Origin of the sequence: Pseudomonas paralactis, from assembly GCF_001439735.1 — a bacterium.
GTDB classification, from domain to species: domain Bacteria; phylum Pseudomonadota; class Gammaproteobacteria; order Pseudomonadales; family Pseudomonadaceae; genus Aquipseudomonas; species Aquipseudomonas paralactis.
In genome coordinates, this window is record NZ_JYLN01000013.1 from 17547 (window position 1) to 41380 (window position 23834).

At 60.4% G+C, this 23834-nt stretch carries 20 protein-coding genes; 5 read left to right on the forward strand and 15 right to left on the reverse strand.

Features of this window, described 5'->3' with window-relative positions:
* Window positions 1–89 precede the first annotated feature (89 nt).
* From TX23_RS24280 to TX23_RS24295, 4 genes are all read right to left on the reverse strand, one after another.
* Window positions 90–1409 carry an MFS transporter gene (locus TX23_RS24280; RefSeq protein WP_057704393.1) on the reverse strand — a complete coding sequence of 440 codons (1320 nt, stop codon included), beginning with the start codon at window positions 1407–1409 and terminating at the stop codon, window positions 90–92.
* Between the two features lie 287 nt (window positions 1410–1696).
* Window positions 1697–3022: a sigma-54-dependent transcriptional regulator gene (locus TX23_RS24285; RefSeq protein WP_057704394.1), complete on the reverse strand. Its 1326-nt coding sequence runs from the start codon at window positions 3020–3022 to the stop codon at window positions 1697–1699.
* The gene (locus tag TX23_RS24290; RefSeq protein WP_057704395.1) at window positions 3016–4782 is read right to left on the reverse strand and encodes an ATP-binding protein; all 1767 of its coding nucleotides are present in this window, start codon (window positions 4780–4782) and stop codon (window positions 3016–3018) included. The genes TX23_RS24285 and TX23_RS24290 overlap by 7 nt, the downstream gene beginning before the upstream one ends.
* A gap of 253 nt (window positions 4783–5035) precedes the next feature.
* Entirely contained in the window at window positions 5036–6559 is a 1524-nt protein-coding gene (locus TX23_RS24295) for a fumarate hydratase (RefSeq protein ID WP_032879675.1), read from the reverse strand.
* A 303-nt stretch (window positions 6560–6862) separates the two neighbouring features.
* Here TX23_RS24295 and TX23_RS24300 point away from each other — a divergent pair, with 303 nt between their 5' ends.
* A complete protein-coding gene (locus tag TX23_RS24300) occupies window positions 6863–7804 on the forward strand; it encodes an iron-sulfur-binding ferredoxin reductase (RefSeq protein WP_057704396.1) in 942 nt (313 codons plus the stop codon).
* A 212-nt stretch (window positions 7805–8016) separates the two neighbouring features.
* Here TX23_RS24300 and pyk read toward each other — a convergent pair whose 3' ends face one another.
* Window positions 8017–9468 (reverse strand): pyruvate kinase, encoded by a 1452-nt coding sequence (gene pyk / locus TX23_RS24305; protein ID WP_005790976.1) that lies wholly within the window; start codon window positions 9466–9468, stop codon window positions 8017–8019.
* A 176-nt stretch (window positions 9469–9644) separates the two neighbouring features.
* On the opposite strand from pyk, the gene TX23_RS24310 reads away from it, so the two are divergent.
* A complete protein-coding gene (locus TX23_RS24310) occupies window positions 9645–10019 on the forward strand; it encodes a tetratricopeptide repeat protein (protein WP_057704397.1) in 375 nt (124 codons plus the stop codon).
* 220 nt (window positions 10020–10239) lie between these two features.
* Entirely contained in the window at window positions 10240–10599 is a 360-nt protein-coding gene (locus tag TX23_RS24315) for a PilZ domain-containing protein (RefSeq protein WP_057704398.1), read from the forward strand.
* Window positions 10600–10609: 10 nt separating this feature from the next.
* On the opposite strand, the gene TX23_RS24320 is transcribed toward TX23_RS24315, so the two are convergent.
* Genes TX23_RS24320 through TX23_RS24345 form a run of 6 tightly spaced genes read right to left on the reverse strand, consistent with a single transcriptional unit; the run spans window position 10610 to window position 17277 of the window.
* Window positions 10610–11941: a DUF58 domain-containing protein gene (locus TX23_RS24320; protein WP_057704399.1), complete on the reverse strand. Its 1332-nt coding sequence runs from the start codon at window positions 11939–11941 to the stop codon at window positions 10610–10612.
* A 7-nt stretch (window positions 11942–11948) separates the two neighbouring features.
* On the reverse strand, window positions 11949–12944 hold the full coding sequence (locus TX23_RS24325) for an AAA family ATPase (RefSeq protein ID WP_057704400.1): 996 nt from the start codon (window positions 12942–12944) through the stop codon (window positions 11949–11951).
* Window positions 12941–14095, reverse strand: coding sequence for a DUF4350 domain-containing protein (locus tag TX23_RS24330; RefSeq protein ID WP_057704401.1), 1155 nt, complete (start codon window positions 14093–14095; stop codon window positions 12941–12943). The genes TX23_RS24325 and TX23_RS24330 overlap by 4 nt, the downstream gene beginning before the upstream one ends.
* The gene (locus TX23_RS24335) at window positions 14092–15621 is read right to left on the reverse strand and encodes a DUF4129 domain-containing protein (RefSeq protein ID WP_057704402.1); all 1530 of its coding nucleotides are present in this window, start codon (window positions 15619–15621) and stop codon (window positions 14092–14094) included. Before TX23_RS24335 ends, TX23_RS24330 begins: the two co-directional genes overlap by 4 nt.
* Window positions 15608–16588, reverse strand: coding sequence for a stage II sporulation protein M (locus TX23_RS24340; protein WP_057704403.1), 981 nt, complete (start codon window positions 16586–16588; stop codon window positions 15608–15610). The genes TX23_RS24335 and TX23_RS24340 overlap by 14 nt, the downstream gene beginning before the upstream one ends.
* Entirely contained in the window at window positions 16585–17277 is a 693-nt protein-coding gene (locus tag TX23_RS24345) for an RDD family protein (RefSeq protein ID WP_057704404.1), read from the reverse strand. The genes TX23_RS24340 and TX23_RS24345 overlap by 4 nt, the downstream gene beginning before the upstream one ends.
* Window positions 17278–17444: 167 nt before the next feature.
* On the opposite strand from TX23_RS24345, the gene sbcB reads away from it, so the two are divergent.
* Window positions 17445–18872 (forward strand): exodeoxyribonuclease I, encoded by a 1428-nt coding sequence (gene sbcB, locus TX23_RS24350; protein ID WP_057704405.1) that lies wholly within the window; start codon window positions 17445–17447, stop codon window positions 18870–18872.
* A 90-nt stretch (window positions 18873–18962) separates the two neighbouring features.
* Here the strand turns inward: sbcB and mvaT are convergent, their stop codons facing one another.
* Complete coding sequence (gene mvaT / locus TX23_RS24355) at window positions 18963–19337, reverse strand: histone-like nucleoid-structuring protein MvaT (RefSeq protein WP_005790963.1); 375 nt, start codon at window positions 19335–19337, stop codon at window positions 18963–18965.
* Window positions 19338–19684: 347 nt separating this feature from the next.
* On the opposite strand from mvaT, the gene purU reads away from it, so the two are divergent.
* Window positions 19685–20533: a formyltetrahydrofolate deformylase gene (gene purU, locus TX23_RS24360; protein ID WP_005790961.1), complete on the forward strand. Its 849-nt coding sequence runs from the start codon at window positions 19685–19687 to the stop codon at window positions 20531–20533.
* Between the two features lie 123 nt (window positions 20534–20656).
* On the opposite strand, the gene TX23_RS24365 is transcribed toward purU, so the two are convergent.
* Genes TX23_RS24365 through TX23_RS24375 form a run of 3 tightly spaced genes read right to left on the reverse strand, consistent with a single transcriptional unit; the run spans window position 20657 to window position 23620 of the window.
* The gene (locus tag TX23_RS24365) at window positions 20657–21766 is read right to left on the reverse strand and encodes a lysylphosphatidylglycerol synthase transmembrane domain-containing protein (RefSeq protein WP_057704406.1); all 1110 of its coding nucleotides are present in this window, start codon (window positions 21764–21766) and stop codon (window positions 20657–20659) included.
* Window positions 21754–22506: a DUF2334 domain-containing protein gene (locus TX23_RS24370; RefSeq protein ID WP_057704407.1), complete on the reverse strand. Its 753-nt coding sequence runs from the start codon at window positions 22504–22506 to the stop codon at window positions 21754–21756. Before TX23_RS24370 ends, TX23_RS24365 begins: the two co-directional genes overlap by 13 nt.
* Window positions 22499–23620: a glycosyltransferase family 4 protein gene (locus tag TX23_RS24375; RefSeq protein WP_057704408.1), complete on the reverse strand. Its 1122-nt coding sequence runs from the start codon at window positions 23618–23620 to the stop codon at window positions 22499–22501. Before TX23_RS24375 ends, TX23_RS24370 begins: the two co-directional genes overlap by 8 nt.
* Between the last annotated feature and the right edge of the window lie 214 nt (window positions 23621–23834).

A 23834-nucleotide genomic window follows, 5' to 3' on the forward strand; every position in this document is an offset into this window, starting at 1 on the left:
CGATTCAACTTGCCCCCGATTGCGGTGTATCAGTCACTGATTTGTTAACTGAACCGCCGCTATCGGGAGCAAGCCCGCTCCCCCGATTTTTAGTCTGTGGTAATACGCGAGTGTTTACGCGTGTCCTTCATGGTCACATAGACCACCAGCGACACCGCGATACACGCGGTCACGTACCAGTAATAGCCCGTCTCCATGCCGATGTTTTTGAACCACAGTGCGATGACTTCAGCGGTACCGCCGAAGATCGAAACGGTCAATGCATACGGCAGGCCTACGCCCAGTGCGCGGATTTCCGTAGGGAACAGTTCTGCTTTCACCACAGCGTTGATCGAGGTATAGCCGCTGACGATGATCAGCGCCGCCATGATCAGGAAGAACGCGCCCCACCAGCTTTGGATGGTATGCAGCGTGGTGAGGATCGGCACGGTGAACAGGGTACCGAGCAAGCCGAAGGCAATCAGGATCGGCCGGCGACCGACCTTGTCCGACAGCCCCCCAACCAGGGGTTGCAGGCACATGAACAGAAACAGCGTCGCCGCCGAAATGGTGGTGGAGTCGGAGATGCTCATGCCGACGGTGTTCACCAGGTATTTCTGCATGTAGGTGGTGTAGGTGTAGAAGGCCAGGGTGCCACCCATGGTCAGGCCGACGACGGTCATCACTTCCTTGGGGTGACGCATCAAGGTGCGCATGGCGCTTTCCTTGGCTTTTTCCTTTTTGGTGAACGATTCGGTTTCTTCCATGCCGCGACGCAGGAACAGCGCAACGACTGCGCACAGGGCGCCGATGGCGAACGGGATACGCCAGCCCCAGGCATACAACTGCTCGGTGGTCAGTGTTTGTTGCAGCACGATCAATACTGCCAGGGCGATGAGCTGGCCGGAGATCAGCGTCACGTACTGGAAGCTGGAGAAAAAACCACGGCGTTCCTTGGTCGCCATCTCACTCAGGTAGGTGGCTGACGTACCGTACTCGCCGCCTACCGACAGGCCCTGCAGCAAGCGTGCGAACACCAGCAGGATCGGCGCGCCGATACCAATCGTGTCATAACCCGGTGTCAGGGCGATCAGCAGCGAACCGAAGCACATCAGCAATACCGAGGCCATCAAGGCGGCCTTGCGACCTTTGTAGTCGGCATAGAGGCCCATCAACCAGCCGCCGATGGGGCGCATGATGAAGCCCACGGCAAAGATGGCGGCAGTGTTCATCAACTGTGCGGTGGAAGAGCCGGCGGGGAAGAAGGTCTTGGCGAAGTACAGCGAGAAGGCGGCGTAGACGTACCAGTCATACCACTCGACCATGTTGCCGACCGATCCACTGAAGATCGACTTGATACGGCTGGAGGTGGTGCGTTCTTTTGCCGGCGCAGACGCCGATCCCAGAGGCAGGGAGTTGGAGTTATCCATTGAAGGATCCTTCATCTAGTTGTTTTTATGGAGCGTGCTTGAGCACTGCCTGACTTGGGCTATAGCAGAAGCTGTGCCAGGTGGATGAAGGCCCGGAATAGAAGGGTTACAGGATTTTTTTGAGCGGAAAGTTGCCGATGATTTTTGGGTGGTGAGCGGAAATCCGCTTATGGCTGCGGGCGTCATCGGGAGCAAGTCGAATTGTCGCACCGCCCCTCCCACACTTGAATGTATTCACAAATCAAACTGTGGGAGGGGGCCTGCCCCCGATGACGATCAGAAGGTCGCTACAGAAACATCTCCCTCGCCAACCCATGCCGCTGCATCTTTTCATTAAAGGTGCGACGTGGCAGTTGCAACTCGGCCAGCACCGCTTTGATATCGCCTTTATGCCGGGTCAGCGCGGCTTTCAGGCAATGCGCCTCGAAAGCCTCCTGCTGCGCCGCCAGCGATTGCCCAGGTTCAATAGCTTCCGGTTCAGGTTCTCCAAGGCCCAGCACCTGGCGCTCGGCGACGTTAGCCAGTTCACGCACGTTGCCCGGCCAGTCATGGCTGAGCAGGCGACTCAACTGCGGCCCACTCAGTGGCTCAAGATGGCGGCCCAGACGCTCGGCGGCGCTTTGGGCGAAATGCTCATACAACAGCGGAATATCTTCGCGACGCTCGCGCAGCGGTGGCAGGCGCAGTTGGGCGACGTTCAGGCGATAAGCCAGGTCCTCGCGAAAACGTCCGGCGCGTGCTTCTTCGAGCAGGTCCGGCTTGGTGGCGGCGATGATGCGCAGGTCGACATTGATGCTCTGGTTGGAACCCAAACGCTCCAGTTTCTGCTCTTGCAACACGCGCAATAGTTTTACCTGTTGCGCCAGAGGCATGCTTTCGATTTCGTCGAGGAACAGGGTGCCGCCGTGGGCGTATTCCAGCTTGCCGATACGCTTGCCCTGGGCGCCGGTGAACGCGCCGCTTTCGTGGCCGAACAGCTCGGCTTCAAACAACTGCTCGGGGATCGCTGCGCAATTGAGCGCCACAAACGGCTTCTTGGCGCGTGGGCCGAAATCATGCAGGCAGCGGGCAACCAGCTCTTTGCCGCTGCCGGTTTCACCCCGAATCAACACGTTGACCGGTAGCGTCGCCAGGTCCAGCACCTGGCGACGCAGGGTTTGCAGGCCCTTGGACACCCCCAGCAGGCTGGATTCCAGTTGTGCACGGTGATCAGCCTGTTGGTGCAGGCGGCGGTTTTCCAGGATCAGGCCGCGCTTGTCCAACGCACGACGCAGGCTGTTGAGCAGTGCATCGGGGCTGAAGGGTTTTTCCAGGAAGTCGTAGGCGCCGTCGCGCATGGCTTCGACGGCCATCGGCACGTCGCCATGGCCGGTGAGCAAAATCACCGGCAAGTCGGCATCGCGCCGCTGTACCTCGGCCAACAGTTCAAGACCACTGAGCCCAGGCATACGCACATCACTCAAGATCACCCCGGCAAAGTCCCTGGGCAGGTGCGCCAGGCATTCCTCGGCACGGCTGTACAACTGAACATCAAACCCCGACAGGCTCAGCCACTGCTCGACGGCCGTACGAATGCTGGCTTCGTCATCCACCACAATCACTGCGTTCAACATAGGTCGGGTGTCTCCAGTGCGACGGGCAGGGTCAGGGTAAACACCGCGCCGTCGCCACGATTGCCGGCGATCAGGCGCCCGCCCAATTCATGCACGATAGCGTAGGACACCGCCAGCCCCAAGCCGAGCCCGTCACCCACCGGTTTGGTGGTGAAAAACGGGTCGAATACGTTGTTCAAATGTTCTTCGGCAATCCCGCCACCGCTGTCGCTGACGCTCAACTGCCACAGCTGCTGATCGGCGTGCAGACGAATTTCCAGGCGTTTGCGCGGCTTGTCGGCCATGGCGTCCAGGGCGTTGCGCAGCAGGTTGATCAGCACCTGTTCCAGGCGAATCGCGTCGCCGCGTACCCAGGCCGGGCGGGCCAGGTCCAGCACCACGCCGATGGCTTCATCGCGCAAACGCGCGTCGAGCAGGTGCAGGGACTGGTCGACCACGCTGGCCAGATCCAGGCGTTCGCGCAGGCCGCTGGGGCTTTTGCGCGCAAAGGTCTTGAGGTGGCCGGTAAGCGCGGCCATGCGCGTGAGCATGTCATCCAGCGGCGTGAGCGCCTTGTAGGCATCGTCCACACGGCCATGGTCGAGCAACAGTCGCAGGGTGGCCAGCTGCATGCGTTGGGCGGTCAGCGGTTGGTTGATTTCATGGGCAAGGGCGGCAGACATCTGCCCCAGCGCCGCCAGTTTGGCTGACTGCACGAGGCCATCCTGGGCGGTGCGCAAGGCCTGGGTGCGTTCTTCTACCAGGCGTTCGAGTTCTTCGCGGCTGCGTTGGCGAAGGCGAGCCAGGCGCCAGCGTTGACTCAGGAACAGCACCAGAAACACCAGCGCCAGCCAGGACCCGGCGGCGGCGAGGCCGGCGTTGCGTTGGTCTTCAAACGGAAATTGCGGTTTGCGCAGCAGGTGCAGGGTCCAGCCTTCGGCTTTGAGCGGCAGGGATTCCCAGATGTAGTTGGCGCTGCCGTCCGGGCCGTTGACGCGCATCAGGTGGCTGTTATCGTCGAAGCGCTGCAGGGTCTGGGTTTCCAGTGGTTGCAGTTGCTTCTTGTCGTATTGGCGGGTGGCCTTGAGTTCTGCCAGGTCACTCACCGACAACGGCCGCAGGTTGCGATACCGCCAGCCCGGCTGGTTGGCGATAAACACAATGCCGCGGGCATCGCTGACCAGCAGCAAGTCATTGCCCTGGGCCCATTCGCGTTCCAGTTCCGGGAACTCCAGCTTGACGACCATGGCGCCAAGGAATTGCTCTTGCTCATCGACCACTGCACTGGACAGGAAGTACCCCGGAATGCCGGTCGTCACCCCCACCGCGTAAAAACGCCCGGTGCCTTGGCTCAAGGTCTGGCTGAAATACGGACGGAACGCGTAATTGTGGCCGACATAGCTGCTGGGCAAATTCCAGTTGCTGGCGGCCACTGCCAGGCCGGTGCGGTCCATCAGCTCCAGGGTGGAGGACTGGGCGGCGCCGTTGATGCGTTCGAGCTTGCGATTGAGTGCATCCTGGGTGGCGCTATCGAGTGGGCCCTTCAGCGCGCGGATCATCTCTGAGTCCAGTGCCAGCACGGCGGGCAGGGCGCGGTAGCGTTCGATCAGGGTGTGCAGAGAGTTGGCGTACAGCGCCAGTTGCTGATTGGCGCGGGCGGCCTCATCCACCAGGGCCTGGCGTTCGGCATGGCGGGTGGCCAAGGCGGCGGCCAGCACTGCGCCGGCGATGATCAGCAACGAGTAAAACGTCAGACGCAGAGGGCGAGGGATCACGATCATACGATGATGAGCAGGCACAGTGAGGGGCGAGCACCATAGCATGAGCTGTCTGGATCTTGTGGCGAACGAGCTTGTGTGGGAGCCGGCTTGCCTGCGATGCAGACACCTCGGTGCTTCAGTCACACCGGTTTGATGTCATCGCAGGCAAGCCAGCTCCCACATTTCACGGCGTTCGCCATGGCAATCGCTTCAGGTATAAAAAAGGCGACTGGGCCATGGGCCGCAGTCGCCTTTATGCTTGTGGAGAAAGCGCTTACTGCACTTCCACCGCCAGGCTCTCACTGATCTTTTTCTGCCAGATGGCAGGACCGGTGATGTGTACAGATTCGCCGTTGCTATCGACTGCAACGGTAACCGGCATGTCTTTTACGTCGAACTCGTAGATGGCTTCCATCCCCAGCTCGGCGAATGCCACCACGCGCGACTTCTTGATTGCTTGCGCCACCAGGTAAGCGGCACCGCCCACGGCCATCAGGTACACGGCCTTGTGATCCTTGATCGCTTCGATAGCGGTAGGGCCGCGCTCGGACTTGCCGATCATGCCCAGCAGGCCGGTTTGCTCCAGGATCTGACGGGTGAACTTGTCCATCCGCGTCGCGGTGGTCGGGCCCGCCGGGCCAACCACTTCTTCACGCACCGGGTCAACCGGGCCGACGTAGTAGATAAAGCGACCCTTGAGGTCCACCGGCAGGGTTTCGCCCTTGTTCAGCATCTCGACCATGCGCTTGTGCGCCGCGTCGCGACCGGTGAGCATCTTGCCGTTGAGCAACACGGTTTCGCCCGGCTTCCAGCTCTGCACTTCTTCCGGGGTCAGGGTGTCGAGGTTGACGCGGCGGGCCGATGGGCCGGCTTCCCAGACGATTTCCGGGTAAGCATCCAGCGATGGCGCTTCCAGCGACGCCGGGCCCGAACCGTCGAGCACGAAGTGCGCGTGACGGGTGGCGGCGCAGTTGGGGATCATGCACACCGGCAGGGAGGCGGCGTGGGTTGGGTAGTCCATGATCTTCACGTCGAGCACGGTGGTCAGGCCACCCAGGCCCTGGGCGCCGATGCCCAGTTGGTTGACCTTCTCGAACAGCTCCAGGCGCATCTCTTCGATACGGTTTTGTGGGCCGCGCTTTTTCAGCTCGTGGATGTCGATGGATTCCATCAACACTTCCTTGGCCATCACCGCGGCCTTCTCGGCAGTGCCGCCGATACCGATGCCGAGCATACCCGGTGGGCACCAGCCGGCGCCCATGGTCGGAACAGTCTTGAGCACCCAGTCGACGATCGAGTCGGACGGGTTGAGCATGGCCATTTTCGACTTGTTCTCGGAACCGCCGCCCTTGGCTGCCACGTCCACTTCCACGGTGTTACCCGGGACGATGGAGTAGTGGATCACCGCCGGGGTGTTGTCCTTGGTGTTCTTGCGCGCGCCTGCCGGGTCGGCGAGGATCGAGGCGCGCAGAACGTTTTCCGGCAGGTTGTAGGCGCGACGCACGCCTTCGTTGATCATGTCGTCCAGGCCCATGGTGGCGCCATCCCAACGTACATCCATGCCCACGCGCACGAACACGGTGACGATACCGGTGTCCTGGCAGATCGGGCGGTGGCCGGTGGCGCACATGCGCGAGTTGATCAGGATCTGGGCGATGGAATCACGGGCTGCCGGCGATTCTTCGCGCAGGTAGGCTTCGTGCATGGCCTGGATGAAATCAACGGGGTGGTAGTAGGAAATGAATTGCAGGGCGTCGGCAACGCTCTGAATCAGGTCGTCTTGCTTGATCACGGTCATGAGTCGCGCTCCTCTCTAAGGGAACATTCAATAAAGGTGGGCTCAGTGTTGCATCGGTCGGCTGAGCTCACCTTTCCAAGGCACGCCAAAATGGTGCAGGCGCGACGCTAAAAAGGCGCGGCAGTATAACCCGGCACGGTGGCCGATACACCCGACTATGGTCACGAATGCCCGGCCCGGTTATCTGCAGGAGCGAGCGTGCTGGCGAAAAGCGTGAATCTGGTGGGTTTCATCAGGTTGTCCGCGTTATCGTTAGCGATCTTCGCGAGCAAGCTCGCTCCTACCTATAGAGGTGACGGCGCTATGCCTGAACTGTACGTTGGCGAACGCCACTGGTCGGTCGCCACCGGCAGCAACCTGCTGGATGCCTTGAATCAGGCAGGTGTGGCCGTGCCCTACAGTTGCCGGGCCGGCAGTTGCCATGCGTGCCTGGTGCGTTGCGAGGGTGAGGTTGACGACCAGCAGCCTGACGCGCTGAGCGCGGCGCAACGCCAGGACGGGTGGCGCCTGGCGTGCCAGTGCCGGGTCATTGCGGACCTGAAGGTCGAAGCGTTTGACCCCCAGCGCGATGGCCTGCCCGCCCAGGTGGTGGGCGCCGATTGGCTGAGCTCGACGGTACTGCGCCTGCGCCTGCAACCGGAACGTGCCCTGCGGTACAGGGCCGGGCAGCATTTGGTGCTGTGGGCGGGGCAGGTGGCGCGCCCTTATTCCCTGGCGAGTTTGCCCCAGGAGGAGCCGTATCTGGAGTTCCATATCGATTGCCGTCAACCCGGTGCCTTCAGCGATGCCGCACGACAGTTGAAGGTCGGTGAGCCTCTACGCTTGGGCGAACTGCGGGGTGGAGCGCTGCACTACGACCCTGATTGGCAATCGCGGCCGTTGTGGCTGCTGGCTTCCGGTACTGGCCTGGGGCCCTTGTGGGGTGTGTTGCGCGAGGCACTGCGCCAGGATCATCAAGGCGAGATTCGCGTGATTCACCTGGCTCATGAGGCCGAAGCTCATTATCTGGCTGAACCCCTGGCAGCGCTTGCCGCGCAACATGGGCACCTGACCGTGGAGCTATTGACTGCGGCGCAGTTGCAGCCGGCACTGGCGCAACTGCGGCTGGCTTCCCGGCATACCCTGGCCTTGCTTTGCGGGCACCCTGCCAGCGTCGAGGCCTTTTCCAAGCGCTTGTTCCTGGCGGGACTGCCGCGTAATCAATTGCTGGCAGATGTGTTTCTATCCCGCCCGTTCACTTTATGAAAAGCCTGTTCAAGGCTGTATCGGAGTTTATCGCCCGGTGCTGATGACGCCATCGCAGGCAAGCCAGCTCCCACAGTAGACCGAGTTGTCTGACTATTGTGGGAGCTGGCTTGCCTGCGATGAGGCCCTGAAATTCAACACAGTGGCCTGCACTGAAATGCAAAAGCCCCCACCATTTTCATGGCGGGGCCTTTGTATTTTCAGCGTGTCACTCAGACCTGTGGGTCGCCCACATGCAGGATCTTCATGCCATTGGTGCCACCGGTGGTGTGGTAGCTGTCGCCCTTGGTCAGGATGACCCAGTCGCCTTTCTCCACGACACCGCGTTTGACCAGCTCGTCGATCGCCTTCTGGCTGACTTCGTTCGGTGCCAGCGACGCCGGGTCGAACGGGATGGTGTACACGCCACGGAACATGGCCGCGCGGGCCTGGGCTTCGCGGTGTGGGGTGAACGCGTAGATCGGCACCGAGGAGCGGATGCGCGACATGATCAACGGCGTGTAGCCACTTTCGGTCAAGGCGATGATCGCTTTAACGCCCGGGAAGTGGTTGGCGGTGTACATGGCTGCCAGGGCGATGCTCTGGTCGCAGCTTTCGAAGACCTTGCCGATGCGGTGGCTGGAGGTCTTGCTGGTCGGGTGCTTTTCAGCGCCGACGCAGATGCGTGCCATGGCCTGGACGGCTTCCAGCGGGTAAGGGCCGGCGGCACTTTCAGCCGAGAGCATCACGGCGTCGGTGTAGTCGAGCACGGCGTTGGCCACGTCGGACACTTCGGCGCGGGTCGGCATCGGGTTCTGGATCATCGACTCCATCATCTGGGTCGCGACGATCACCGCTTTATTGTGGCGGCGTGCGTGCAGGATGATCTTCTTCTGGATACCGATCAGCTCGGCGTCACCGATTTCCACGCCCAGGTCGCCACGGGCAACCATCACGGCGTCGGAAGCCTTGATCAGACCGTCGAGGGTTTCATCGTCGGCCACGGCTTCGGCACGTTCGATCTTCGCCACCAGCCAGGCGGTACCGCCGGCTTCGTCGCGCAGTTTGCGGGCGTATTCCATGTCGGCGGCGTCGCGCGGGAAGGACACGGCGAGGTAGTCGACTTCCATTTCGGCGGCGAGCTTGATGTCGGCCTTGTCTTTTTCAGTCAGGGCCGGCGCTGTCAGGCCGCCACCACGGCGGTTGATGCCTTTATGGTCGGACAGCGGGCCGCCGATGATCACGGTGCAGTGAAGTTCGGTTGGGGTCGCGGTGTCGACGCGCATAACCACGCGGCCGTCGTCCAGCAGCAGTTCGTCACCGACGCCGCAATCCTTGACCAGGTCGGGGTAGTCGATACCGACGACGTCCTGGGTGCCTTCGGTCAGCGGGTGGCTGGTGGAGAAGGTGAACTTGTCACCGATCTTCAGCTCGATCCGCTTGTTGGCGAATTTGGCGATACGGATTTTCGGGCCTTGCAGGTCACCCAGCAATGCAACGAAGCGGCCATGTTTGGCGGCCAGGTCACGCACCAGCTTGGCGCGAGCCTTGTGCTCGTCCGGGGTGCCGTGGGAGAAGTTCAGACGGGCAACGTCCAAACCAGCCAGAATCAGCTGTTCGAGGACTTCCGGCGAGTTGCTGGCCGGGCCAAGGGTGGCGACGATTTTGGTACGACGGACGGACATGCACAGACTCCTGAGTTCAAGCGCTGGGGAAGGCTACTATGCTCTTTCGTTGTAGTCATTGTTCGTTTGCACTACTTATCGACGATTGCCTTTGTTTTTGCTGCGGTTGGAGAGGCAAACAGCCTTGAAGATTTTCGCTCGGGGGTCGATACACTGCACATGACAGGAGAACCCCCATGCGAATTTTGCTTGTTGCTGCCCTGGCCGTCAGTGTTGTCGGCTGTACCCGCTGGTCCATGGACCACCATTTGAACAACGCCTACCGTGCCTATGGGGTGGGCGACTGCGCACGTGTCACCCTGGAATTGTCCCAGGTCGACCGCGAAAGCCGGACCCGTCGCTATGTGCAGCCGGAGGTTTCGATGTTGCGCGGGCAGTGCCTGGAGCGACAAAAACTGTTTGTCGATGCCGCACAAACCTATCAGTTCATCATCAGCCAATACCCGTCGAGCGAGTATGCCTACCGCGCCCGTGCCCGGCTCGATACCTTGCAGCAACTGGGGCATTACCAGGGCGGGAGCGTCGCAAAACCACGGCCTGCGTCTTTGTAATGATATTTGTCATTTCATAGCTGGCCCGTCGCCAGTCTTGGGCTATTCTTTGAATGTCCGTTTGTATAGGTTTCCATTCGAACGGATGCAAGGCCCTGATTCGGTAGCAGTCTGACGACAGGTGGTATCCGTCGTCACACCGAGATACAGGGAGAGCGAGCAGCTGCTTGTTCCGAATCACTGCACGGTCATACTCTGGCTATTGGATGGCGACATAATTATGTTTACTGAGCGACGGATCGAACGGCATCAATTGCCTTACTTTTTGCAGGTGTTCAACCGTATCACCGACAAACCCATCGGTTTTTTGGGCAATGTGTCTGAAAACGGGCTGATGCTCATCAGCCAACTGCCCATGATGATCAATGTAGATTTTGAACTGTGTTTGAAAGTACCAACGGTACAAGGCGAATTTCAGACGATTAATCTCACCGCGACCTGTTTATGGAGCCATGAGGATGTCAATCCCCAGCATTACGACTCCGGATTTCGCGTGCAGCAGCCGCCCGAAGAGTACGGGCAATTGATCAGCGCCTTGTTGCAATACTTCAGCTTTGATTCTCAACAGGCCTCTGTCTGAACACTGCTGGTTAGAAAACCCCGGCTTTTTTCCATCCCAGGTAGCGCGTCACCAGTGTGGCGCCCAGGTCTGACGGCAACGTATCCAATACTGAAAGCCCATGAGCGCTCAAGCGATCATGGAGTTGGTTGCGGGCGTTGAGGTAATCGACTGTGCCGCTATAAGCCAGTGCTTCGGGGAGTGTTTGCACAGGGGCCAGGCGCAGTTGATCGAGAACTTCCTCTCTGAGGCTGGCCACCAGTACGCGGTGTTGCCTGCCGATTCGTTTGACGGCGCTCATCAGCGCTTCATCATCCTCATCTCGCAGGTTGGTGACGATGATCACCAGTGCCCGGCGTTTTTGCCGTGCCAGCAATTGATGGGCGGCCGCCTCATAGTCGGCGGTTTTTCGGGTGGCCTCCAAGTCGTAGACAGCATTGAGCAAGGTGTTCAACTGGCCACTGCCCTTGACCGGCTTCAGGTAGCGCGGTTGGTCGCCGGCAAAGGTGCATAAACCCACTGCATCGCCCTGTCGCAAGGCGACGTAGCTCAAGAGCAGGCAGGCGTTGAGGGCGTGGTCGAAATGGGATAGCTCGGCATCCTGGCTGCGCATGCGCTGGCCGCAATCGAGCATGAATACGATTTGCTGGTCGCGTTCGTCCTGGTATTCCCGGGCAATTGGTGTGCGTTGCCGGGCGGTGGCCTTCCAGTCGATCTGGCGCAGGCTGTCACCTTCACGAAACTCGCGCAATTGATGAAACTCCAGGCCTAATCCCCTGCGTTGATGTTGGCGCACGCCCAGCTGGCTCAGCCAGTTATCCACCCCCAGCAATTGCGCACCGTACAAACGGGCGAAATCCGGGTAGACCCGGGTGGCGTCGGGGGTTTGGACCCATCGCCGTGCCGACCACAAGCCCAATGGGCTGGGCAGCCAAAGTTCGCAGCGACTGAAACTGAAATGCCCGCGTCGCAAGGGGCGAACGCGATAGCCTAGCTCGCCGTGCTCGCCGGGGCGCAATTGGATGGATTGAGGCAAGTTATCCACACTCAGGCCATCGGGCACGTGATCGAATACCTGCACGGTCAGTGGCTGAGGATAGTCGTGCTCCAGGCACAGGCGCACTTCCTCCCAGCGCCCCAGCGCCAGGCTGCTGGGCAATTTCCTGTGGACGCGCGCCGAGGGGCATCGATGCAAGCGTGCGGCATCCAGCAGCGCCAGCAGCAGCAACGCCAGAAGCAGGCCCCAGGCCACTGACTGCAAGGTTTCAGGTACCTTGATCTGCAACGCAACCGAAGCGCCCAACACGATGTTCAGGCCAAGCAGCACACCCAGCCAGATCAGCAGCAAACGGGTTGGTTTCATGGCCGTGTCATTGCCTTGGTGCCGCAACTTGGTCCAGCAACTGCTTGAGCACCTGGTCTACCTCCAGGCCGTCGATGTCCAGTTCCGGCGCAATGCGTACCCGATGTCGCAGCACTGCCAGGGCACAGCCCTTGATGTCATCGGGCGTCACGAATTCTGCACCACGCAGCAGCGCCCGGGCCCGGCCGCCGCGTACCAGGGCGATAGATGCTCTGGGCCCGGCACCGAGGGTCAGCCCTGGCCAACTGCGCGTGGCGCGAGCCAGGCGCACAGCGTAATCGAGCACTTGTTCATCCAGGGGCAGGTCACTGGCGATCTGCTGCATCAGCACCACATCCTCGGCTTGCAGCACCGTGCGCAACGGTTGCACATCCAGCATGTCTGCCCTGGACGAGCGTGTCACTTCGCGGACCATGTCCAGTTCTTGTTGGGCGTCGGGGTAGTCCATGCGCAGCTTGAGCATGAACCGGTCCAGCTCGGCCTCGGGTAATGGGTAGGTGCCTTCCTGCTCGATGGGGTTCTGAGTCGCCAGCACCATGAAGGGCTGGCCGATGGGCAATGCCTCGCCCTCCAGGGTGACCTGGCGTTCCTGCATGGCTTCGAGCAACGCTGCCTGGGTCTTGGCCGGGGCGCGGTTGATTTCGTCGGCCAGCAACAGGTGGGTAAACACGGGCCCCTTGCGCAGTTTGAACTGTTCGGTCTGCAGGTCGTACACGGCGTGGCCGGTGACATCGCTGGGCATCAGGTCCGGGGTGAACTGGATACGGGCGAAATCACCGCCAAAGCACCTGGCCAGTGCCCGTACCAGCAAGGTTTTGCCAAGGCCGGGTACACCTTCAAGCAGTACATGGCCACCTGCGATCAAGGCGGTGAGCACATCGTCAATCACCTGATCCTGGCCAATCACGGCCTTGCGCAATTCCACCCGCAGGGCCTGGGCCTGCTGGTTGGCACGTTGCAGGTTTTCGGCGGTCAGGGCGGTGGCCATTGGAGAGTCGCTCATAAGGCATTCCTGAGGGTTTGCAGGCACGCAACCTGTCGGCTGAAATCGGCGCTGGAGAGCCGTTTCTGCGTCAGTGGTTCGAGCGCCTGGCTGATGATATGAGGGGGGTGTCGCGTCAGGTGTTCCAGCACCCGCCGCTGCTCTGCTGCAGTGAGATGCTCAAAGCCTGGATGGCGCCGCCGAGCGGCGCGCAGGAGGTCGTGCTGCAAAGCTTGCAGCAAGGTGCCCTGACCGCTGCGGCGCAGCAGGAAATCGGCGCTGGCCTTCAAATGTTCCTGAAGTTGCCGACGTGCCTTGGGGACCGGTGCCTGGATCGGGCCCTGGCGCATGGCGGCCTGCCACAGCGCCAGGGCGATCAGTGCAGCAAGGGCGACGAGGGCCTGTGGGAAATATCGGATCAACAGGGTCAGCAGATCGTCCGTGTCACTGTTGAACAGCAAGGTTACGTCAGTCTCCTGGGTCAGGTACCACAACAACCAGGCGTTATCGTGTTTGCCGATGTTTGGGGTTTTCCACAGGTCGCTATCGGTAATCACAGTGACGCGGCCTTGCCCCAGGTTGAGTTGCATCAGGTGGCTTGAATCGGCGCTGTTGGCGGAAAACTGCGCCAGGTGCTTGGGGTCGATAAGGTTGAAGTCGGTGTCAAAACTGAAATACGCCGGGTCAGTTTCATTGTCGACATAAAATTTGGTCAGGTCTGCCGCGGGCTTTTTACGTGCGGGCGCCGGTTCATCGAAGGTTTCGCTCAAGGCCTGGTGGATATCAAGGCGATCAAGCAACAGGTCGCCGCTCTTGCCGGTTTCCTCGTCCCACAATGCCTCGGCGACCAGCAGCAGGTGCCCGCCGGACTTTGCCCACGCCAGCAGTTGCTCGACCTGGCGCGGGGTCATGTTGCTGCGCTCCCCCAGCAGCAACAGGCTATGGCCTTTGGCCGGTAGGTTCGCAAGCTGCTCAAGGCCGTTGGCGTGTTCCACCACCAGGCCTTGCTGGTGCAGAAAATGCTCGGCGGCCAAATAAGGATTGGCCAGTGCATCCGGCGACGGGCCGCGATCCACTACTTCGTCATAGGGGATTGCCTTATGCCAGGCATACAAGCCACCCACACCCAGCAGGCCTACCAGCAGCGCCAACCACAATAATGGCCGTTTCATTGGCTGGCTCCGTCATTGAACAGAGCGCGCCAATCGCTGCACAGCTTTTGTTGGATTGAGGAGGGCGGCAAGCGATGACCATAGGCGAGGTTTTGCCAGTGACGCGTCAGTTCGTCACTGAACGCCAGCAACTGCGGTTGCTGCAACTGTTGAACGCGCTCCAGCACCTGGCCTTCGGTGTCGGCGCTTTTGAGCGGCAAATTGAATTCATGCAGCAGGCGGCTGAGCAGGCCGCGATACAGCAAACCAAGGGCTTGCCGTGGTTGGGTGGGCCATAACTGTTCGGCGGCGCTGGCGATGTCTTGCGGCAATGTCTCGACCCCCAGCTCCAGCCCGAACAACTGAGCAGGGGGAGGTGCGGGGGTTTTAGCGCGGGCGCGCCGGTTGCGGCTGACAAAGGTGCGCAGCCACTCCCGGTAACGCCATACCACCAGGGCCAGTCCGCCAATCACCAGGCTCCACAGCAGTATTTCCAGGGTTTTGGCGAGGGGCTTGAAGCTGTCGCTGTTGAGGTTGTCGAGTAAGGCCTGGAGCCAGCCGGGTAATTTACCGTCGCCACGGGCTGTGTTTTTGACTGGCGGCTTTTCTTCACCAAACCGATAGCGGGTGACGGTTTCCGGGTTCTTGAAGGGTGGCTTGTCCAGCAGTGCCTTGATGGACTGACTGGCAGCCTGGGTATTGAGTGGCTTGTGGCCCGTTGTTTCATCGGCCATGGCGGATGGGCTGAACGGTATCAGCGCCAGGCCGACGGCCAGCAGCAACAGCGGCGCAACGCTACTCAGGCGCTGACGCAACCGGCGGAATACCAACTCCAGGTCCCAGGCTTCAAGAGCTGTACGACGGTTGAGGTACAGGCTGAAGCCACAGGCAACGTAGATGGGTTCCCAAAACACCAGGACCAGTGCGTAAAAGGCATTCCCCAGGTGCTCCACCCACAACACGTTCGAGCTGGTTGCCAGCGCCAGGCGCTGCCAGTCCCAATCCATTTCCAGCTGCTGTGGTATGAATAAATAGAACAGCGCCATGGCGCCGAACCACAGGCCGATTTCCAGGTGTACGCCGATAATCGTCAGCCAGCGGGCGGCGCCGGCGTTACGTTGCAGTAATATCCCCAGGCGCTGTTGCCGCGCCTGCCTCGCGAGCCCTTCAAGTTGACTGACCGGCAGTGTGAAGCTGCGGCTCATGCTCAGGCGGCGCCAGGTCAGGCTGGCACACAGTTGCCCCTTGAGCAGGTGTGGCCACTGGCGAACGGCCTGTTTGAGACTGGGGCGCTCGCCAAACAGGGCCTTGGAAAGAATGTACAGCGGCAGGCGGTCGAAAGCCGGCTTGAGCCACCAGAACAGAAACATGGCCAGCGACGGGTAATTCCACAGCAGCACGGTCAGCGCAATAAACACAGGAAGGCTCACCATTGCCCAACTGCCCATCAGCAGCAAACGATGTTGCCTGGCCATCAGGACGCCCAGGTCCATGGCTTCCCAGGAAGTGCGCGGGCGAATCACCACGCTGGCGTCAGTCAGGCGCATGGCGAGCCCGTCCGGCGAAGATCAGGTAAACAGCCACCAGTAGCCAGAGCGCAGTGCCTACCAGGTATTTGAGCCAGGGCTCGAAGTGGGTGGTGGAGGACCAATAGGCTTCGATGAACGCCGCGATCAGCAGAAACACCATGACCCCGCAGAGCATCCGCACGCTCTTGTGGGCTGCCAGGCGCAAGGCCTCGCCTCGTGGCAGCCGCCCGGGAGCGATCAATGACCAACCCAATTGCAAACCCGCAGCACCGGCCAGCGCAATGGCGCTCAATTCGAATGCGCCATGACCGATGACGAATGACCAGAAGGTCTGCCCATAGCCAATGTCGGTCAGGTGCCCCGAGACCGCGCCGATCATCAAACCGTTGAAAACCAGAAAGAACACGCTGCCCAGGCCGAACAACAGGCCAGCGGCAAACGTCTGGAAGGCGATGCCGATATTGTGCATCACATAATAGCCAAACATCATCCAGTCCTCGCTGGCTGCGCGCTCGGCGGCGCGTCCCAAGCGGCTGGCAGCGGGATCGTACATGCCCTGCATCTCGGCCACCTGTTGGGCGCTGACGATGCTGTAGATCAGGTCGGGGAACAGGTAAACCAGCAGCGCAATGCCCACCAGGCTGCCAAAGAACAGCAAACCAGCGATCAGTACGAAGCGCCATTGTTCACGTACCAGGCGCGGGAAATCGGCGAGCAGGAACGCCAGTACATTGGCCGCCAGTTCGCTGCGATGGCGATACAACTGTTGATGGCCGCGCAGCGCCAGTTGCTGCAGGCGGTCTACCAGGTAGCTGCTGTAGCCACGCTGCTGGGCCAGGGCCAGGTGTTGGCACAGGCGCCGATATTGGTGAGGGAAGTCCGCCACCTCGCCCGCCTTGGCTTTGCCTTGCTCCAACTGCTCAAGTTGCTGCGCGAAGGTTTGCCATTGCGGCTGGTGGCGGCTTTCAAAAAGGCTTTGCTTCATGTCGGCCCCAATAAACCACGTGCCACACCGTTGAGTTGTTCCACGGCGCGTGCCGGGGGGACTTGCAGGGGCGTGGCGAGGATTGCGGCCAGCTCATGCACGCGTTCGGCAGAGAGCTCGGCCTGGCGCTCGGCAAAGCCGAGTATGGCCCGCTGTTCGCTCAGCTCCAGTGCAAAGGGCAGGCGCAGCGCGGCCGCTTGAGGGACCCGCGGGCGCACCAGCGGTAGTTCGCGATAGACCACCAGTGTGCCGGCGGCCAGATCGCCCAGGCGCTTGAAGTGCGGATGTTGCAGGCAACTGATCGCGCCGAGGAAATAGCCGAAAGGCAGCATGTCGACAAAGCGCAGCAGGTTGCGGATCAGCGAAGCCGACCAGCCAATGGGCGTGCCATCATCCTGGACCACCCGCAGGCCCATGACCTGCTTGCCCGGCGAGCAGCCCTGGTTGAGCACTTCGAACAGCACCATGTACCACCAGCTCACCAGGAACAGCAGCAGCGAACCCAGCCCGAGGCCAATATTGCCCAGCAGTGCCAGGGGCACCAGCAGGATACCCATGATGATGCCACGCACGCCCAGGTCGAATGCAAAGGCCAATGCCCTGGGTGGCAGGCCGGCAGGGCGCAAGGGCAGGTCGATCCCCTCCGGGGTCTCGATTTGGTAATGGGTATCCAAAGGAGCTGGTGGCATTGCGATCCTTGGCAGTGCAAAGCGACTAAGAGACACGGATGCTAGCAGTGTCGAGGCTGGAAGCAACCACTCAAGGTTTTGCTGGATATTTATACAGTAAAGGTATCGCTGGCCCCAGACGCCTTGCAACGCCTAGACTTTGTCGGTCTTCAGCACAGGAATAGCCCGTGACCTCGATTTTCTGGTACGACTATGAAACCACCGGTATCAACCCGCGCAACGATCGCCCGCTCCAGGTAGCCGGCATTCGCACCGATCTTGAACTCAACGAGGTCGGTGCGCCGATCAATCTTTATTGTCAGCCCGGCGACGATATCCTGCCCCATCCGGCTGCGTGCGCGATCACCGGTATCACGCCAGGCGTTCTCGCGCAGAAGGGCCTTGCCGAAGCCGACTTCATGACCCGGGTGCACGCCGAACTGGCCGCGCCAGGCACCTGTGGCGCCGGTTACAACACCCTGCGATTTGACGATGAAATGACGCGCTACAGCCTGTATCGCAATTTTTTCGACCCCTACGCGCGCGAATGGCAGGGCGGCAACAGCCGCTGGGACTTGATCGACGTGATGCGCACTGCCTACGCGTTGCGGCCGGAGGGAATTATCTGGCCTGAGCAAGACGGGCGCGTGACCCTCAAGCTTGAGCGGCTGACCCAAGCCAATGGCATTGATCATGGTCAGGCACACGATGCGTTGTCTGATGTGCGTGCAACCATCGCCCTGGCGCGATTGGTCCGGGAAAAGCAGCCCAGGCTGTACGAGTGGTTATTTCAACTGCGCAGCAAGCAGCGGGTGATGGATGAGGTGCGGTTGTTGCAACCGATGGTGCATATCTCCGGGCGTTTTTCCGCCGAACGCCATTACCTGGGCGTGGTATTGCCCCTGGCCTGGCACCCGCGCAACCGCAATGCGTTGATCGTCTGCGACCTTGGGCTCGACCCACAGGGGCTGCTGGACCTGGATGCGCAGACTTTGCGCGAGCGCCTCTATACGCGCCGGGATGAGTTGGCGGACGGTGAACTGCCGGTGCCTCTCAAACTATTGCATATCAACCGCTGCCCAGTGGTAGCACCGTTGAAGGTGCTGCGCCCGCAAGACCGCGAGCGTTTGCAATTGGATATGGACACCTGTCAGGCGCGGGCGCTGCGGCTAACTGACGCACAGCAAGTTTGGCGCGATAAGTTGGCAGCCATTTACGCCGAGGAAGACTTTGCGTCGAATGCGGACCCGGAGCAGCAGCTCTACGATGGTTTTATTGGCGATCGGGATCGCCGTTTATGTGAACAAGTTCGCCTGGCGGAGCCCGCGCAATTAGCACATCAGTCGTGGCCGTTCGATGACCATCGTTTGCCGGAATTATTATTTCGCTACCGCGCGCGTAACTTCCCTGAAACCTTGAATGCCGAGGAACAACAACGCTGGAGACTTTTCTGTCAGCAACGTTTGTCGGATCCGCAATGGGGAGCACCGAATACCCTGATGGCATTTAAGCAGGCGCGTGAGGAGTTGGCGCTTAGTGCCACCTCATTCCAGCGTCAGGTGCTGGATGGATGGCAGGACTATGCCGATTCTTTAGCGGCCCGCTTGAGCCTGTAGGCCGGTAATTACAAAATATTCAGACAATAAAAAACGCCAGCAGGCTGGCGTTTTTAATGTGTAGCGTATCGGGGGAACGTCCGACCAGGCTTAGCCCAGTAGAGTAGCCCAACCTTCAACTACGTCACCGCCCCACTTGGCTTTCCACTCTTTCAGAGTTTTGTGGTTGCCACCTTTGGTTTCAATCACTTCGCCGTTGTGCGGGTTTTTGTATTGCTTGACTTTGCGAGCACGCTTGGTGCCGGTAGTTTTTACAGCACCGCGTGGCGCTTTAACTTTCGACTCTGGATCCAGCAGCGCGATGATGTCACGCAGCGATTTGGAGTATTCACCCATCAGGGTGCGCAGTTTGCCTTCGAATTCCAGCTCGGTTTGCAGCTTGTCGTCTTGGGACAGGTTCTTCAAACGGGCTTGCAGCTCTTTGATAGCTTCTTCAGTGGCGCGGTATTCGTTGATCAGAGACATGTGGACTACCTTATGTAGAACGCTGATTGACAGGGTGAGTGGCCTAATAATAGTCAGGCAATTTCACCAAGTAAACATTTAAGACGATATTTATGTGAAGGAGATTGAATGTTTGTGGCAAAGCGATGCAAAAGTGTTAATTGCAGCCGTTACGCCGAAAGATAAATACCTTAATTTTCGCTAACTGTCTGAGCTTGCCGTTGTACGGTCATATAGCGAGGGTAAGGCCTTACGCTATTAAGGGCTGTTGTCACGAGGTGGCTGCAGAATAAGGCGCAACGAATACTGCAGTTTTTCTGCGCAATCGCTAGAATAGCGGCCTTTGCGAAGTTCTGGAGTTCCCCCTAATGCGCACTTTTCGGCTGGTGATTGCTTGCCCGGACCGGGTTGGCATCGTTGCCAAGGTCAGTAACTTTCTGGCTTCCCACAATGGTTGGATCACCGAGGCGAGTCATCACTCGGACGATCTCAGCGGTTGGTTTTTCATGCGTCACGAAATCCGTGCCGATACGCTGCCCTTTGGCCTGGAAGCTTTCCGCGAGGCGTTCGCGCCCATCGCCGAAGAGTTTTCGATGACCTGGCACATCACCGACACGGAACAGAAGAAACGCGTAGTGCTGATGGCCAGCCGCGAATCCCACTGCCTGGCAGATCTGCTGCATCGTTGGCACAGCGACGAGCTGGACTGCGAGATTGCCTGCGTGATCTCCAACCATGACGACCTGCGCAGCATGGTCGAGTGGCATGGCATCCCGTACTACCACGTACCGGTCAACCCGCAGGACAAGGAGCCGGCGTTCGCCGAGGTGTCGCGCCTGGTCAAGCAGCATGAAGCGGATGTGGTGGTGCTGGCGCGCTACATGCAAATCCTGCCACCTGAACTGTGCCGTGAATACGCCGGTAAGGTGATCAATATCCATCACAGTTTCCTGCCATCCTTTGTTGGGGCCAAGCCGTATCACCAGGCCTCCCTGCGTGGCGTAAAGTTGATTGGTGCGACGTGCCACTACGTCACCGAAGAGCTGGACGCCGGCCCGATCATCGAGCAGGACGTGGTGCGTGTCAGCCACAGTGACAGTATCGAAGACATGGTGCGGTTCGGCCGTGACGTCGAGAAGATGGTATTGGCCCGTGGCCTGCGTTACCACTTGGAAGATCGGGTATTGGTACATGGCAACAAGACCGTAGTCTTCTGATCGACCCGCTTGGGTTGAATAAGCAGGGGCCTGGGAGTAAAACTCCTCAGGCCCTTTTTTATTCCTGCCTTAAGGAGGCGTCCATGACCGATCCGCTCGATAAAGCCACCTCCAGGGCGCCCGCTACGGTGGGCGAGGGCTGTCTGAGTCGCTACGACCCGCAGGCGCTGAGCGCCGAGGATGGTACTGAGTTTCCCGATGCGGCCCGTTTGTGGGAACAGCTGCAGGCGCAGGACGAGCCACCTGTCGACCCTGTAAAAGACGCTTGAGCAACGGTTTGCCGACCATCAGCACAAAGACTGGGGCGCCGGCCAGCAGATAGAAGTAATAGGTAACCGCCCGCCAGATCAGGATAGCCGCTGCCGCAGTGGACTTGCCGACCATGGGGGCCAGTAGGGCCGCAGACGTCAACTCCGCCGCGCCCGCACCGCCCGGCAACAGACTGAACTGCCCCGCCGTCAGAGACAGCATCTGGATCAGGAAGCTCAAGGCCCACTGCACATCACCCCCCAAACCGCGCAACGCCAGGTACAACACGCTGTAGCGCAGCAACCAATGCAGGCTGGTCAGCGCGAACACCCCGAGCAATAAGGGCCAGGGTAATTTCAGCGTGGCAGTGAACGCCGCGAGAAAACGCAGCAACCTGCGGGCCCAGCGTCGGCGTGTGCGTGCCCTTACCTTAATGGCCTTGAGCATCGCGCCGGCCAGGCGAATCAACCGACGATGAAAGCGCACCACCGCCAAGCCGGTGAGAACCCCGCCGATCATCGATACGGCACTGAGCCCCAGCAACCATTCCAGGCGCGGGTTGAGGCTATGGAACAGCGCATACAAAACAATTCCCGCCAGGGCGCACAGAAAAAACAACAAGTCGCTCAACTGGTCCATGGCGAATACCGCGCTCGCACGGGCAGGGCGTATGCCATTGCGCGCCAGCAATGCCATCAGGGTCAGCGGCCCGCCGCTGCCGCCGGGTGTGGCGCACATGGCGAACTCGGTCGATATCACTGCACCCAGGCTTTTGAGCCGTCCCAGCTGGCGGCCTTGCTCGCCCAGCAACAGACGCAGACGCAGGCTGTTGATCAGCCAGCAGCCGATAATCATGGCAAACATCCCCACTAGTTGGGGGAAGGGAAACTGCCGAAGGCGCGCAACCGTTTCGCCGCCGCCCAGCCACGCGGGTATCAGCAGCGCGACCAAGAGGGCCAACAGCAGCCAGATCAGTCGGCCCATGACTGCATCTTTAGCCAGGCAGCCTTGGTGTGGGGGCGTCGACCCGCGTTGAGCAAGCGTTGCAAGGTTTGCAGCCAATAACGACGGGAAAACTCGTGACGCATGTCTACCGGGTGCAATCCCAATCGGATCAACGGGGCCTTGTGCCAGCGCTGCTCGCGTTGGTCGCTGAGGACTTTGGACAAGCCCCGGCGCCAGGCGCTGCGGGCGCTCCAGACCAGGCCCGGGGCCTTGATGGGGGTGAAGTCAGGCAGGCGATAAAGATGCTGTGGGTCGCTGGTGTAGCAAAGCGGCAATTGGCGCAAGGCCTGGCGGGTGCCGTCGCTCATCAACCAGGCCGGGGCGACAAAGCCGTGCAGCGGCCAGTCATTGCGCTGGAATATTTCGATACCGGCGGTCAGTCGCTGCAACGCCTCGGCCTCGGACAGCTGGTAAAACTCGCCTTCATGAGTGTAGATGCGCCGCATAAACCACTCTTTCGGTGAACGCGGCGCAGGTTGGTCATCGCAGTGGTAATAGCCGTGCAAGGTGAGTTCGTCACCCTTGGCGACACGGCTGTCGAGCAGGCGACGAAAATCGCTGTGGGCTGCCAGGGCATCATGGTGGTGGAAGTCCGGCACCACCAGCCAGGTGATGGGCACGTTACCCAAGGCATCAACGGCCTCGACAAAGGGTCGGTAGTCGGTCCAAGTACTCGGTGCCACATCGTGCAGCACCAGCATCAGCGCAGGCTCAGCCATGGGCAAGCATCGGCTTATGACTGCCCAGCACTGCGTAGTAATGCCCCAGCAGGCTGTCGACCACCGTGTCCCACGCGTAATGCTGCTCGACATGGCGCCGAGCCTGGGCGCCCAGACGCCGGCTGTCGGCGCTGAACAGTTCGCGCACCGAATCGGCCATCGCCTTCGGGTCGTTGGGCGCACACAGCAGGCCACAGCGCTTATCGACAATCTCGGTGAAAGCCCCGGCCGCGACGGCGACGACCGGGATGCCACTGGCCATGGCTTCCAGAATCACCAGGCCGAAGGTTTCCTGGTCGCCGCCATGCAGCAAGGCGTCGGCGCTGGCCATCAGCCGCGCGACATGGTGGGCGGGGCGGAACCCGTCTATCACAGTGACATTGTCCGGCACGTTGGCTGGCATACCGGAGCCCACCAGCAGCAAGTGATAGCCCTCGCCCAGGCGCTTCATGCAGTTGAGCAATACCGGCAGGTTTTTCTCCTTGGAACCGCGTCCGGCGAAAATCAACAGCCGCGTATCCTGGCCAATACCCAACTCGGCACGCAGGCCGGGGTCGCGCACCTCCGGAGTGAAGGTGTGCAGGTCGACACCCAGGGATTGGACGAAGACGTTTTTTACGCCAAGCCCACTGAGTTTGTCGGCCATCACCTGGCTGGGGGCGAGCACTCGGTCGAAATTCCCATAGAGCTTGCTGACGTAGGCTTCAACGTTAGGCGTGAACCAGGGGCCCATGCGGTTGCTGACCAGCAACGGCAGGTCGGAGTGGTAAAAACCGATGACCGGCACATCCAACTGTCGCCGGGCGTCCAGCGCGGCCCAGGCAGTCAGGTACGGATCGCCGACCTCGATCAGATCGGGCTGTAAATCGTGCAGGACATTTCGCCATGGCGCCAAGCGAAGGGGGAAGCGATAACCCTTGCCAAAGGGCAGAGCAGGGGCCGGTACCTTGAAGACACCGTCCTGTTCGCTCAAGTGCGCGCCGGGGATCAACAGGCTATGGCGAATCCCGGGTTTGAGCGCCAGACGCCGGTGCTTGGCGTCGAGGTAAGTGCGTACGCCACCACTGGCCGGGGCGTAGAACATGGTTATGTCAGCGATATGCACGGTGAACATCCCTCCGATCCATTGCTCTCCCTAGATGGACCTGAGGTAAGGATAGATGTTCGGTTTAGATTCGCAGGATGACGGTGCGGACAAACAGCACGCTGTAGGAGCGAGCTTGCTCGCGAAAAACTCACAGACTCCGCGTTTCTTCAGGCAGCCCGCGTTATCGTTGACGTTTTTCGCGAGCAAGCTCGCTCCTACAGGTGGATTAAGGTGGCGGACC